Here is a 13,570-nt window from a genome sequence, read left to right as displayed (position 1 = left end):
CGCGGCCGCAGGACATCCTCCCGACACGGAGATCTCCGCCGGTTACCGCGGGGCAGGCACCGGCACGGCCGCGGGCACGTAGGGTCGTGGCATGAGGTACCTTCCCGCTGTCGTCGTCGATGTCGTGCTCGTGCTGATCTTCGCCGCGATCGGTCGCGCGTCCCACGATGAGAACCCTGCGGGGTTCCTGCTCACGGCATGGCCGTTCCTGATCGCTCTGCTCGTGGGCCATCTCCTCGCCGCGCTGCTGCCCGGCCGTCCCCGTCGTCCCTGGTCGCTGCCATGGGGTGCAGTGGTGTGGGCCGTCACGGTCGCGGGTGGGATGCTCATCCGTGTGCTCAGCGGCGACACGGCGGAGCTGCCGTTCATCATCGTGGCGACGCTCGTGCTCGGGGCGTTCCTGGTCGGTTGGCGCGCGATCGCAGCCCTGCTGCGTCGTCGGCGCAGCGCTGCCGATGTGACCGTGGAATCCGGCGCGGGGGTCGATTCCGGCGCAGTGGTCGATTCCGGCGCGGCCGTCGAACCCGGCGCAGCACTGACGACCGATGCGGAGAGCCGCGACGACCCGAAGGGCTGAGCCGCGGTCAGCGCGGCATCTGCGCGGCGAGGCGCACGTCGGTCGAGATCTCCCGTCGGGTCCAGGCGAAGAGATGGCGGGAGTCGAATGTGCGCGAGCACCGGGCGCACGATGTCGGTCTCGTCGGGCGGCGGTGCCGGTAGGTGACGTGACCTGCGGGGCAGCTGCCCACCCAGGGGGCGAGCTCCACGGCCGTCTCACCGTGGTGGGTCGTTCCCCCGACGTAGCCGAGATCACGGGCGACGCGCTTCCACGCGGGACCATGCGCAGCGGCGTGACCGGCGAGGGCGTGCGCGACCTCATGCAGCAGCACCTGATGGATGTCGTCGTCTTCGAAGCGTGCGGCGAGATAGCGGGACACGGTGATGCGCTTCTTCGTGTAGTCGCACTGCCCGGCCCGCCGCTTGGCGTTGTCGAAGCCGAACGACCAGCTGTCGTCGAGGTGCAGCGTGATCAGTGCTTCGCCCCAGACGCGCACACGGTCGAGTTCCGCCATGCGATCAGGCTAAGCCATGCCGCCGACATCGCGGTGGCACGAAGACTCAGCCCGCGATGAGCTGCGGCGGGCGGCGCCGCTCGACAGCCTCGATGGCCAGGAGCGCCGTCTCGAGCTCGCTGTCCTCCGCACCCGACTCGCGCCGGAGGAACAGCGACTGCTTGAAGCTCTCCCTGGCGGTCTCGTAGTCGCCTGCGTCGTAGGCGTTCTTGCCGTGGTGCTGGTACGCGAACGCGGCTATCGACAGCCAGCGCTGCCCCTCCGCCTCGGTCGCGCAGGTCGAGAGCTCCTGTTCGGCTGCGGCGTGCGCGCCCCGATACTGCAGGATCGTGGCGTGCAGCACGCGGGCGCGCAGAACGTCCTTCCGGGTGCCGGCCATGCGCGCTTGACGCACCGTCTCATCGGCCAGCGCGAGCGCCTCGTCGAGGCGGTCGAGCACTTTCAGCAGCCACACGCGCTCCAGCAGAGCGGGCAGGCTGCGCTGCGAATCGATCTCCGCGAGTCGTGCCTCGCACTCGTCGAGATCGACCTTCTCGCGGAGGGTGTCCTGGTCGTATCCCCGGATCAAACTCATTGCTCTCCTTCCGCAGCGTCCCCCACCAGTCTGCCTTCCGGTGACGGGGTCGTCGGGGCGGCGCGCCCTGGTCTCCGCATCCTCTCTTCGACACACGGCGCCCCGGCGCTGCTGTCACCGATCGTGCCTCTCCTCGGACGCCGGAGACGCTCGTGGCTCAGCGCAGGAAGAGCGAGGCGTCGGGTCGCGGGGAGGCGATGGCGTCGGCGTCGGTCACGATCCGCGCCCCGTGGAGGAAGGCGTCCGCCTCGGCGCCCTGCGCGATCTTCGCGGGGTGGGGACCGGCGGCCAGGATGCGCGGCAGCCATTCCGTCGGCAGGGGAGCGGCCGAGGCCGCGACGACGAGGTTGCCGAACCGCCGGCCCTTGAGCACCTGTGTGTCGGCGAGGATGCCGATCTCGGGGAGCACGTCTGCGATGGTCGCGGCCTGTCGGCGGGCGAAGGCGAGACCGGGGCCGTCGGCGACGTTGACGAGGAGCACGCCGCCGGGCGCGAGCAGCTCCGCGAGCTCACGGTAGAACTCGACGCTGGTGAGGTGGGCGGGCGTCTGGGCTCCGGAGTACACGTCGGAGACGACGAGGTCGCAGCTGGCCTGCAGTCCGCTCGGCAGCTTCGCGACGCCCTCGCGGGCATCGCCGATCCTGATCCGGATCGCCGCCCCTTTCGGCAGAGGAAGATGTTCCCGCACCAGCTGAGCGAGGGGGGCCTCGAGTTCGATGACCTGCTGCCGGGAGCCAGGCCGCGTCGCCTCGACGTAGCGGGGGATCGTCAGCGCACCGGCGCCGAGATGCACGGCGGTCAGCGGGCCGGGCGGCAGCTGGTCGATCACCGCCCCCATGCGCACGATGTACTCGAAGTGCAGGTGCGTCGGGTCGTCCAGATCGACGTGCGACTGCGGCGTGCCGTCGACGATCAGCTCGAAGCCGCTCGTGAACTCCGACGGGATGATGCTGGCGATGCCGCCGTGATCCAACCGGACCTGGGGATGCTCGGTGTCGCGCGATCTCGTCCGGCCCATGGGCACGAGCCTACGCGCTGGCGGTGCGGCTCAGCGCTGCTTTCCGTTCGCGCACGTCTCCTGTTCCGCCGTCTGTCCGGAGATCGCCGAGTCGAGCGTCGCGCGCGGTGCCGGGGCGTCGGTCGCCGGAGCGTCGGTGGCGGGAGTCTCCGTCACAGGAGGTTCGGTTCCCGGCGCGGGCTCGACGAGCTCGACGCCTCCGTTGTTGCTGACATCGCCGGTGAGCTGCACGGGCTGGCCCGCCTTCAGCGCGTCCCAGATGCTGGTCGCGGCGTCCCGGTTCGGGACCACACGATCGGAGTCGTCTGGATCGGCGAACACCGGATACTGCAGGAACACGAACTCCGAGAACGGCACGTCCTTGATGGAGAGCGCGAGCTGGGCAAGTCGGAGGGGGTTCCCCAGTTCGTCGCTCGGATCGATGTTGTCCACGATGGTGTCGGCGAGCCCCAGCACCTTGCCGGGGTCGGACAGCACCTCGTCGCTCATGATCTTCTTCACCAGGCGCGACATGTACTGCTGCTGGTTCGATACGCGCGCCATGTCGCTCTCGTCGCCGACGCCGTGCCGGGTGCGGATGAACTGCAGGGCTTCGTAACCCGAGACGGTGCGCAGTCCCGGTTCCCAGTCGAGGGCCGTGTGCCGGTCGCGGATGCCATCGCCACCGATGCACACCTCCACACCGCCGATCGCATCGGTCACCTCCATCACGCCGTCGAAGTCGATCTTCGCGGCGAAGGGGATCTCGATGCCGGTGAGCTCGGTGACGCTCTTCGCCACACACGACATCCCGGCGTTCTGATAGATCGAGTTGATCTGCGACTTGCTCGTCTCCGAGGCGACTGATCCGTCTTCTCTGGTGCACTCGGGGGTGGGGATCATGAGGTCGCGGGGGAGCGAGACGACCGTGACGTTGCGGGGCTCCGCCGACACGTGCACCAGCAGGTTCACGTCGTTGAGGATCCCCCCGTCGGCTTCGGAACAGCGCTCGCCCAGCAGGCCGGTCGACACCTCACCGCATTCGTCCGTGCCGATGATGAGCATGCTGAACTCGCCGGGGTACGCGCTGATCGAGGGCGGCTCGACCTCGGGCGCCCCTTCCAGGGTGACGGCGCCCTCATTAAAGCGGTTGAAGTAGTCGGTCACGACGAAGGCAGCGACCGCGATCGCGGAGACGAGCACGATGCCCAGGGTGATGCCGGCGATCTTCAGGATTCCTCTGGCGGGCCGGCGGGAGGGGAGCGTCGCGTGGCGGGCGACCGTCGAACGGTCCTTGTCAGGGGTGCGGCGAACCATCCGGGGAGCCTACCGGGAGAAGCTGATGTTACGGCCGCATGACGATTGTGAGAGGAACTTGCAGGTAATTAGTTAGTCGTGGATACTTTTTCCTAACCCCCGGTGAGTACCCGATGCTTGCCAGGACTTTTCAAAGAGGAGATCCCCGCAATGCACAAGCGCATTCTCTCGGCCGTGGCGCTCGGCGCCGTGGCCACGCTCGCTCTCGCCGGTTGCGCCGGCGGCAGCGACACCGGCTCCACCGACGGCAAGGGTCAGGAACTCACCGTCTGGATCATGAAGGGCACGAACCCCGATGCCTCCGCCTTCTACGACAAGGTGTCCGACGCCTTCGAGAAGGAGACCGGCGCGACGGTCAAGATCGAGGAGATCCAGTGGGCTGACGCCCACGACCGCTTCGTGACCTCCATCGCCGGCGACACGACCCCCGACATCGCCGAGACCGGCACCACCTGGACCGCCGAGTTCGCCGACGCCGGTGCGCTCGAGCCGCTCGACGAGTACGTCGATGCCGAGAAGCGCCTCCGCGACGACCTCGTCGAGGGCCTCGAGGTCGCCGGCACCTACGACGGCGAGCTGTACGGCATGCCGTGGTACGCGGGCGTCCGCTCGCTCGTCTACCGCGCCGACGTGTTCGAGGAGCTCGGACTCGAGGCCCCGAAGACGTGGGACGACATCGTGGCTGCGGGCGACGCCATCAAGGCCGCCAAGCCCGACATGCTGCCCTTCCCGGTCCCGGGCGACGCCGAGTTCCAGGTCTACCCCTGGGTCTGGGGCGCCGGCGGCGAGATCGCCACGAAGGACGGCAAGACCTGGACCAGCGAGCTGGACAGCACGGAGTCGCAGGCGGGCATCGAGTTCTACACGGGCCTGGCCACCGAGCACGGCTTCTCCTCCGCGGGTGCGACCACCTGGAAGGAGACCGACCTCCGTGACGCGTTCACCCAGGGCAACGTCGCCATGATGCTCTCGGGCTCGTGGACGCCGAAGTCGCTCGTCGAGGCGAACCCCGACCTCGAGGGCAAGATCGGCGCGGCCGTCATCCCGGGCGAAGACGGTGGCATCGCTCCGTCCGTGCTCGGCGGATCGCACCTCTCGGTCTTCAACACGACCAAGAACGCCGACCTGGCGTGGGAGTTCGTCAAGCTCATGACCACCGGCGAGTTCGCCGAGCAGTGGTCGGACGAGACCGGGTACTTCCCGGGTGTGCAGTCCGCGATGGAAGAGGCCCTGGCCTCGACCGACCCGCTGGTCGCACCGTTCGCCGAGCAGATGGTCGACGGCGGAGCATCCGTCCCGGTCACCCCGAACTTCGGTGCCGTGCAGGCGAAGAAGACGACCAACTCCATGATCCAGGCCATCCTCAGCGGACAGAAGGACGTCGCGACCGCGACGAAGGACGCCGCCGCCGAGATGACCGAACTCCTCAACCAGAAGTAAGGAAGCATCCCTTCCATGTCGATGGTGCAAGCGCCACTGCCGGCCACGAAGGCGGAGTCCACCTCCGCCTCCGTGGCCGGCGGCCGGAAGCGACGCGGTCTCTCGATCGTCGCGGCCCGCCCCTGGCTCCTTCTCGCGCCCGGGCTGGCCATCCTCGCGGTGCTCATGCTCTGGCCGCTCGTCCAGGTGTTCATCTACTCGCTGCAGGACTACGGTCTGCGCGAGATCAACACCGGTGAGAACAACTGGATCGGTCTCGACAACTACGTCGAGGCGCTCACCAACCCGACCCTCTGGACGGTGGTGCTGCCCAACACCGTCGGGTTCGCCGCCGTGGCCGTGTTCGTCACGGTCGCCGTCGGCACGCTCGTGGCGCTCCTGCTCGCACGCCTCGGCACCACCTGGCGCGTCATCGTCTCCAGCTGCATCATGGTCGCCTGGGCGATGCCCGCCGTGACCGGAACCTATGTCTGGACCTTCATCTTCGATGCCGACCGCGGCATCTTCAACACGGTGCTGCGTGACCTCGGTCTCATAGACGACCCGGTGAACTGGTTCACCAACCAGTGGTCGTTCTACGCCATCGTGCTCCTCAATGTGGTGCACCACGGCTTCCCGTTCGTCGCCATCACGGTGCTGGCCGGCCTGCTCGGTGTCTCGAAGGAGATGCTCGAGGCCGCCGCTCTCGACGGTGCCGGCGCCTGGCGTCGATTCTGGAAGATCATCTTCCCCACGCTCAAGCCCGTCTTCTCGGTCGTGATCATCCTGTCGACCATCTGGGACTTCAAGGTCTTCGCGCAGGTGTACCTGATGCCCGGCGGTGGGGGTGGCAACCGTCAGGTGCTCAACCTCGGCGTCTGGTCGTATGTGGAGTCCTTCGGCCAGAACCGCTACGGCTTCGGTGCGGCGCTCGCCGTGCTGCTCACGCTGGTGCTGATCGGCATCACCATCGTCTACATCCGCTCCCTCATGAAGGAGGACGAGCTGTGAACCCGCGCCCGAGGCTCCGCTCCCGCATCGGAATCGGGATCGCGGTCGCCGCCGTCCTGATCTTCACGCTGTTCCCCGTCTACTGGATGGTCTCCAGCGCATTCGACGGCAAGGCGTCCAGCGGTGGCCAGTCACTGCTCCCGCAGGAGTTCACGTGGGACAACTTCGCCTTCGTGCTCACCGACGGCGGATTCGGCACCTACCTGCGCAACTCGGCGATCGTGGCGCTCGTCACGGTCCTCGTGAGCGCGCTCGTGTGCCTGCTCGCCGCGGTCGCGGTCGCGCGCTTCAAGTTCAAGTTCCGCACCACGATCCTGATGATGATCCTGATCGTGCAGATGGTGCCGCTCGAGGCGCTCGTCATCCCGCTCTTCCTCCAGGTGAAGAGCCTCGGTCTGCTCAACAGCATCCTCGGCCTGATGGTCGTGTACGTCGCACTGTCGCTCGCGTTCGGCATCTGGATGCTCCGCGGCTTCGTCGCCGCCGTCCCGGTCGAGCTCGAGGAGGCCGCATACATCGACGGCGCGAGCTGGTGGCGCATGTTCCGATCGGTGCTGCTGCCGCTGGTGATGCCCGGCCTCGTGGCGACCAGCATCTTCAGCTTCATCACCGCGTGGAACGAGTTCATCTTCGCGATGACCATCCTGGGCGCGCAGACCGACCAGTACACGGTCTCCATCGGTCTGAAGTCGTTCTTCGGCCTGCACTCCAACGACTGGGGCAGCATCATGGCCGCGTCGACGATCATCACCGTGCCCGTCATGATCTTCTTCGTGCTGGTGCAGCGCAAGCTCGCCTCCGGCATGGTGGCGGGAGCGGTGAAGGGATGACCGACGACCTCGAACGCCTCGCGAACGGCGTGCTGTGGCCGGGCTTCTTCGGCACGGAAGCCCCGGAGTGGCTCCGCGACGAGCTGCGCGACGGACTGGCCGGGGTCGTGTACTTCGGTCAGAACGTCGGCGCGGGTCTTCCCGCCCTCAGCGCCGCGATCCTCGACGCGAACCCCGACGCCCTGATCGGCATCGACGAGGAAGGCGGCAGCGTCACCCGGCTCGAGTCCGCCACCGGCTCGACGGTTCCGGGCGCCGCCCAGCTCGGTCTGCTCGACGACCTCGTCGCGTCGGAGAAGACCGGCGCCGAACTCGCGCGTCGGGTGCGCGCCGTCGGGGCCAACGTGGTGCTCGGTCCGGTCGCCGACGTCAACACCGACCCCCGTAACCCGGTGATCGGCGTGCGGGCCTTCGGTGCTGACGAGGCGCTCGTCTCACGGCACGTGGTGGCGACGATCGACGGCATCCAGGACGGGGCGGTGGCCGCCTGCGTCAAGCATTTCCCGGGCCACGGCGACACCCACATGGACTCGCACCACGCGCTCCCCGAGATCACTCTGGATCTCGACGAGTTCGAACGGGTGCACCTCGAACCGTTCCGCGCTGCGGTCGATGCCGGTGTCGATGCGGTCATGACCGCGCACATCGTGGTTCCGGCGTGGGGAGAGCAGCCCGCCACCCTCAACCCGCGCGTGCTCGGCATGCTGCGCGACTGGGGCTACGACGGCGTCATCATCACGGACGCCCTCGACATGGCCGCGATCCGTGAGACGGTCGGACTCGGCGGGGGAGCAGCCCAGGCGCTCGCTGCCGGCGCAGACCTCCTCTGCATCGGCAACCCGACGAATCCGGGCGATGCCGCTCTTCCCGACCAGGACGAGCAGGACTTCCGCGCCGCCAGAGACGGGATCGTCGCCGCGCTGCGCGACGGTTCGCTCTCGCGGGCGCGTGTCGAGGAGGCGGCAGCCAGGGTCGCATCCCTCGCCGCCAAGCTCCGCGTCGCTGCGGAGCAGACGCACGAGCAGATCGAGCCCTTCGACGCGGCGGAGATCGTGCGCCGCGTGGTGACCGTCTCCGGCGACGCCCCGCAGGCGACGTCCGAACTCGCCGTCATCGACGCACGTCGACGCTCGACGCTCGCCGTCGACAGCGCGGGGTCGTACGTCGCGAGTGCGCTGGCCGGAGATGGCGTGCGGGTGCGCCTCGACGTGGCATCCGCCCCGGTCTCCGAACAGGACCGCGTGATCGACGAGGTCTCCGCAGCCGCAGGCACGACGGTGCTGCTGATCGATCGTCCCGACACGGACGCCGCGCAGCGTGCACTCGTCGAGCGTGCCGCTGTGCGTGATCCTCGTGCGGTGGTCGTCAACGTCGGCCTCCCCACGGCGAATCCGCTGCCGCTGCCGACGATCGAGGTCGCCGCAGCCAGTAGGCTCGGTGCGCAGACGGCGCGTGAAGCACTCCTGGGGCGGTTCCCGGTGCAGCAGAGGATGACCAGCGCCGGCTGAGACGGGATTCCCTCCATGGACGACGACGTTCTCGCTCGGGTGCGGCGCTCACTTCCCAAGGTGAGCGCCGCCGAAGCGCGCGTCGCGGAGACGATCCTGGGAGACCCGACACTCGTCGTCGACCTGGCGATCAACGATCTCGCCCAGCTCTGCCGCACGTCGCTGTCGACGGTCGCCCGGTACGCCCAGGCGCTCGGATACAGCGGGTACCGGGAGCTCAGGGTCGCAGTCGCCCGCGCGGTCACCCTGGAACAGGCGCAGCAGGCCCGGTTCGGTCTGGACACCACGGCGATCGATCCCGACGACGGTCCAGCGGCGATCGCCGCCAAGCTCGCTGCGCAGGAGATCGACGCCATCGAGAAGACCGCCCTGGCGCTCGACCCCCTCGCCCTCGATCGGGTCGCCCGCGCCGTGGTCGACGCGCGGCACATCGACCTCTTCGGTCAGGCGGCGTCGTCGCTGACGGCGCAGGACCTGCAGTTGAAGCTGTCACGTATCGGATGCTCCGTGTCGCACTCGGCGGACCCGCATCTCGCGGTCACGACGGCTTCGCTGCGGACTGCCGACGATGTGGCGATCGCGTTCTCCCACGGCGGAGAGACCGCGGAGACGCTGCGTGCCCTCGAAGTCGCGCGCGATGCCGGAGCCCTCACCGTGGCGGTCACCAGCGCACCGGACTCGCCGCTGGCGCTCGCAGCGGATGTCGTGCTGCTCACGCACGCGCACGAATCGCCGTTCCGGATGGCCGCGATGTCGAGCCGCATCGCTCAGCTCGCCCTCGTCGACGTGCTGTTCGTGCGTGTCGTGCAGCACCGCGGCGAACCGGTCGCGGTCTCGCTTCAGCGGACCCACGACGCCGTTCCCACACGACGCCGGACCTGATGATCGGTATCCGCTTCGTCGGGCGGAGGCCGCTGCGTGAGGCGGAGTTGTGGGCGTAGCTGTTCCTCCCCGCGGGGATCTCTCCGTCCGCGGCGACGCGCCTCAGTCCACGTGGTCGCGCGTGCTCACCAGGGCACGCGTCGCGATGCGGTGCCCTCGGGCGACGCTCCCCGCCAGCGACAGGCCGGTGAGGATCCCGGCGAGGAAGCCGGCCGCGAAGGCGTCTCCGGCCCCGATGGTCTCCACCACGGGTGCATCCAGCGCGTCGCTCTCGGCGGTCTCCGTGCGGTCGAACGCCACGGCCCCGCTCGAATCGGTGACGAGCAGATACCGCGGCTCGGGGAAGAGTGCTCGCAGCTGCTGCGGATCGCTCGTCCCGAACACGGCTTCCGCGTCGGGCCTGGTGCAGAACACGACGTCGGCCCGGCGTGCGAAGTCGGAGACGATCCTCCTGCCCTCCGCCTCGCGGCCTCGCCAGAGCGCCGGGCGCCAGTTCAGGTCGAAGCTGAGCAGCCGGTCGGATCGTCGATCCGCGAACAGGGCCTCCTGGGCCGCGAGCGCCGAGGCAGAGAGTGCCGGCGTGATGCCCGAGGTGTGCACGAGTGCGGCATCGGCGAGGAGGGCGGATGCCGCCGGTGTGGTCAGCGTCTGCGGTGAGAGGGCTGCGGCGGCGGAGCCGGCACGGTAATAGTGCATGGTGCCGTCGACCGCTCCGTCGTCACGGGCCGAGAGCTCTTTCACGTAGAGGCCGGTGGGCGCGTCGCCGTCGACTTCGACCGCGGAGGCGTCGACGTCATGGGCGTGCAGCTCGGCGAGGAGGAAGCGTCCGAATCCGTCGTCGCCCACACGGGAGAGGACCGAGGTGCGAATGCCCGCCGAGGCCAGGGCGATCGCGGTGTTCCACTCGGCGCCCGCGAGGGAGCGGTGGAAGGTCCGGCAGTCCTCGAGCGGACCGGCAGTGGCGGCGACGAGGGCGACCATGCCCTCGCCGAAGCAGACGGCGAGCGGGGTGGTGTCTGGCACGATCTGGACACTACCGGATCGGTGCGGGCTGCGCTGATATCGGATTGCAACATGGATGCGTTTGGCATCTGAGGATCTGCTGGGTACCGTCGAGTCATCACCGTCCCCGAGGCGAAGAAGCCTCGGGACGCGCAACGAAGCGCCCGACAGGGAAGGTCACACAATGCACCAATCAGTCAAGCGTCGGCGAGGACTCATCGCCGTAACCGGAGCCACGATCGCTGCGCTCGCCCTCGCGGGCTGCGTCGCCAGCGAGCGTGGTGACGAAGGGTCTGAAGGTTCCGGCGACGTCGACGGCACGTTCGTCTTCGCCGCTTCCTCCGACCCGGCGAGTCTCGACCCCGCCTTCGCGCAGGATGGCGAGAGCTTCCGCGTCTCGCGTCAGATCTTCGAAGGTCTCGTCGGCACCGAGCCCGGTACCGCCGACCCGGCACCGCTCCTCGCCGAGTCGTGGGAGTCGTCCGAGGACGGCATGTCCCATACCTTCGAGCTGAAGAAAGACGTCACGTTCCAGGACGGCACGCCGTTCAACGCCGAGGCCGTCTGCGTGAACTTCGACCGCTGGTTCAACTGGACGGGGCTCGCCGCGTCCGAGGCCTTCGGCTACTACTACAACAAGCTCTTCAAGGGGTACGCCTCGAACGCGGCGGACGCCGTGTACAAGTCCTGCACCCCCGACGGCGAGAACTCGGTCACGATCGAGCTGAACAAGCCGTTCGCCGGCTTCGTCGCCTCGCTCTCGCTGCCGGCCTTCGCCATGCAGAGCCCCTCGGCGATGCAGGAGTTCGGCGCGGATGAGGTCAGCGGCTCCGCCGAGGCCCCGCAGCTCTCCGAGTACGCGATGGGTCACCCCGTCGGCACCGGGCCCTACGCCTTCGAGGAATGGGCACCGGGCGAGCAGGTCACGCTCAAGTCCTATGACGGGTACTGGGGAGACAAGGGACAGGTCGACGAGATCATCTTCCGCACGATCGACGACCCGACCGCTCGCCGGCAGGCGCTCGAGTCCGGATCGATCGACGGCTACGACCTGGTCGGCCCCGCCGATACCAAGGCGCTCGAGGACGACGGCTTCACCATGGTGTCGCGTCCGCCGTTCACGATCCTCTACCTCGCCTTCAACCAGGCGGTCCCGGAGCTGCAGGACCCGAAGGTCCGTGAGGCCCTCTCGTACGCGGTCGACAAGGATGCGCTGATCAGCCAGGTGCTGCCGGAGGGCACGCAGAAGGCGATCGAGTTCGTGCCCGAGGTCGTCAACGGATACAACCCCGATGTCACGACCTACGACTACGACCCCGAGAAGGCCAAGTCGCTGCTGGCCGAGGCGGGCTACACCGAGGCGAACCCGTTGAAGCTCACCTTCAACTACCCGGTCAACGTCTCGCGTCCCTACATGCCGGACCCCGAGCAGATCTTCACGGTGCTGTCGTCGCAGCTCTCCGAGGTCGGCGTCGAGACCACCCCGGTCTCGGAGGAGTGGGTCGAGTACCTCGACCGCACCACCGGCACCTCGGACCACGGCATCCATCTGCTCGGCTGGACCGGCGACTACAACGACACCGACAACTTCGTCGGCGTCTTCTTCGGCCAGCAGAGCTCCGAGTGGGGCTTCGACAACCCCGAGCTGTTCCAGAAGTTGAACGAGGCGCGCGGCGTCTCCAACCTCGAGGACCAGACGGCGCTCTACGAGGAGATCAACGAGATGGTCGCCCAGTTCATCCCGGGCGTCCCGCTCGCGCACCCGGCGCCGACCCTGGCGTTCGACCCGCGCGTGAAGAGCTATCCCGCCAGCCCGGTGAACGACGAGGTCTTCACGGACATCGTCCTCACCAAGTAGGCCTGACCACCTGATACGACGCTCTCCCGGTCCCGCGCATTCAGCGGGACCGGGGGAACGGCGTACCTTCTGATCGACGGAGATCTTCGTGCTGCGCACCATCGGCAGGCGACTGCTGTTCCTCATCCCCACCCTGTTCGGGCTCAGCATCCTGCTGTTCGCCTGGGTCAGGGCCCTCCCCGGCGGCCCCGCGGTCGCCCTGCTCGGCGAGAAGGCCACACCCGAGGCCGTCGCGAGAGTCAACGAGCTCTACGGCTTCGACAAGCCCCTCATCGAGCAGTACTTCATCTGGATCGGACGCCTCCTGCAGGGAGACTTCGGCACCTCCATCCAGACCAACCGACCGGTGACGGAGGAGTTCCTCCGCCGGTTCCCCGCGACGCTGGAGCTGAGCGTCATGGCGCTCATCTTCGCGGTGGGCATCGGCATCCCGCTGGGGTACTGGGCCGCCCGCCGCCACGGGAAGTTCACCGACCACGCGTCGGTGGTGCTGAGCCTGATCGGCATCACCATCCCGGTGTTCTTCCTCGCGTTCATCCTGAAGTACGTCTTCGCGGTCCAGCTGGGATGGCTGCCGTCGGACGGGCGCCAGAATCCACGAATAGACGCGACCCATCCCACCGGGTTCTATGTGTGGGACGGCATCATCACCGGCGAGTTCGATGCCGCATGGGATGCGATCCTGCACCTGATCCTCCCGGCGCTCGCGCTCGGTACCATCCCGCTCGCGATCATCGTCCGCATCACCAGGGCCAGCGTCCTGGAAGTGCAGAACGCCGACTACGTGCGCACCGGCCGCGCGAAGGGTGTCGGATCGCCGACGTTGCGGAACCGCTTCATCCTGCGCAACGCCATGCTCCCGGTGATCACCACGATCGGCCTGCAAACCGGGCTCCTGATCTCGGGGGCGGTGCTCACCGAGACGGTGTTCGCCTTCCCCGGCATCGGCTCGTTCCTGGCGAGAGCGATCTTCACCAGGGACTTCCCGGTCCTCCAGGGTTTCATCATCTTCATCGCGATCGCGTACGCGCTGATCAACCTGGCGGTCGATGTCTCCTACAGCTTCATCGACCCGAGAGTGAGGGTGCAGTGATGTCCC

13 protein-coding genes are annotated in these 13,570 nt (G+C 68.2%); 8 read left to right on the top strand and 5 right to left on the bottom strand.

The features are described 5' to 3' along the window. Positions 1-91 precede the first annotated feature (91 nt). The gene (locus MicroSTF_RS16315; protein ID WP_136025353.1) at positions 92-577 is read left to right on the top strand and encodes a DUF3054 domain-containing protein; all 486 of its coding nucleotides are present in this window, start codon (positions 92-94) and stop codon (positions 575-577) included. 7 nt (positions 578-584) lie between these two features. On the opposite strand, the gene MicroSTF_RS16310 is transcribed toward MicroSTF_RS16315, so the two are convergent. The 4 genes from MicroSTF_RS16310 to MicroSTF_RS16295 form a co-directional block, all read right to left on the bottom strand. Beyond that, the gene (locus tag MicroSTF_RS16310) at positions 585-1,073 is read right to left on the bottom strand and encodes a SprT-like domain-containing protein (protein ID WP_029259795.1); all 489 of its coding nucleotides are present in this window, start codon (positions 1,071-1,073) and stop codon (positions 585-587) included. Between the two features lie 46 nt (positions 1,074-1,119). Beyond that, complete coding sequence (locus MicroSTF_RS16305; RefSeq protein ID WP_029259796.1) at positions 1,120-1,647, bottom strand: hypothetical protein; 528 nt, start codon at positions 1,645-1,647, stop codon at positions 1,120-1,122. A gap of 157 nt (positions 1,648-1,804) precedes the next feature. Then, positions 1,805-2,665, bottom strand: coding sequence for a spermidine synthase (locus MicroSTF_RS16300; protein ID WP_029259797.1), 861 nt, complete (start codon positions 2,663-2,665; stop codon positions 1,805-1,807). A 30-nt stretch (positions 2,666-2,695) separates the two neighbouring features. Then, positions 2,696-3,961: an LCP family protein gene (locus MicroSTF_RS16295; RefSeq protein WP_322957119.1), complete on the bottom strand. Its 1,266-nt coding sequence runs from the start codon at positions 3,959-3,961 to the stop codon at positions 2,696-2,698. Between the two features lie 150 nt (positions 3,962-4,111). On the opposite strand from MicroSTF_RS16295, the gene MicroSTF_RS16290 reads away from it, so the two are divergent. Genes MicroSTF_RS16290 through MicroSTF_RS16270 form a run of 5 tightly spaced genes read left to right on the top strand, consistent with a single transcriptional unit; the run spans position 4,112 to position 9,611 of the window. Continuing rightward, positions 4,112-5,401, top strand: coding sequence for a sugar ABC transporter substrate-binding protein (locus MicroSTF_RS16290; RefSeq protein ID WP_322957117.1), 1,290 nt, complete (start codon positions 4,112-4,114; stop codon positions 5,399-5,401). Positions 5,402-5,416: 15 nt separating this feature from the next. Next, positions 5,417-6,391, top strand: a complete 975-nt coding sequence (locus tag MicroSTF_RS16285) for a carbohydrate ABC transporter permease (protein ID WP_167253068.1) — start codon at positions 5,417-5,419, stop codon at positions 6,389-6,391. Continuing rightward, positions 6,388-7,221, top strand: coding sequence for a carbohydrate ABC transporter permease (locus tag MicroSTF_RS16280; protein WP_017828171.1), 834 nt, complete (start codon positions 6,388-6,390; stop codon positions 7,219-7,221). Before MicroSTF_RS16285 ends, MicroSTF_RS16280 begins: the two co-directional genes overlap by 4 nt. Next, on the top strand, positions 7,218-8,729 hold the full coding sequence (locus MicroSTF_RS16275) for a glycoside hydrolase family 3 N-terminal domain-containing protein (RefSeq protein ID WP_322957114.1): 1,512 nt from the start codon (positions 7,218-7,220) through the stop codon (positions 8,727-8,729). Before MicroSTF_RS16280 ends, MicroSTF_RS16275 begins: the two co-directional genes overlap by 4 nt. Positions 8,730-8,744: 15 nt before the next feature. Next, positions 8,745-9,611 (top strand): MurR/RpiR family transcriptional regulator, encoded by an 867-nt coding sequence (locus MicroSTF_RS16270; RefSeq protein ID WP_021199005.1) that lies wholly within the window; start codon positions 8,745-8,747, stop codon positions 9,609-9,611. Positions 9,612-9,713: 102 nt separating this feature from the next. On the opposite strand, the gene MicroSTF_RS16265 is transcribed toward MicroSTF_RS16270, so the two are convergent. Continuing rightward, the gene (locus MicroSTF_RS16265; RefSeq protein ID WP_021199006.1) at positions 9,714-10,634 is read right to left on the bottom strand and encodes a sugar kinase; all 921 of its coding nucleotides are present in this window, start codon (positions 10,632-10,634) and stop codon (positions 9,714-9,716) included. 163 nt (positions 10,635-10,797) lie between these two features. On the opposite strand from MicroSTF_RS16265, the gene MicroSTF_RS16260 reads away from it, so the two are divergent. Further along, positions 10,798-12,471, top strand: a complete 1,674-nt coding sequence (locus tag MicroSTF_RS16260; protein WP_021199007.1) for an ABC transporter substrate-binding protein — start codon at positions 10,798-10,800, stop codon at positions 12,469-12,471. Between the two features lie 88 nt (positions 12,472-12,559). Then, positions 12,560-13,564: an ABC transporter permease gene (locus tag MicroSTF_RS16255; RefSeq protein WP_017828176.1), complete on the top strand. Its 1,005-nt coding sequence runs from the start codon at positions 12,560-12,562 to the stop codon at positions 13,562-13,564. Positions 13,565-13,570 lie beyond the last annotated feature (6 nt).

Source organism: Microbacterium sp. STF-2, assembly GCF_034650155.1.
Lineage (GTDB): Bacteria > Actinomycetota > Actinomycetes > Actinomycetales > Microbacteriaceae > Microbacterium > Microbacterium maritypicum_A.
Note: the sequence above shows the minus strand (reverse complement) of the source record. Positions and strands in the feature narration are given on the sequence as shown.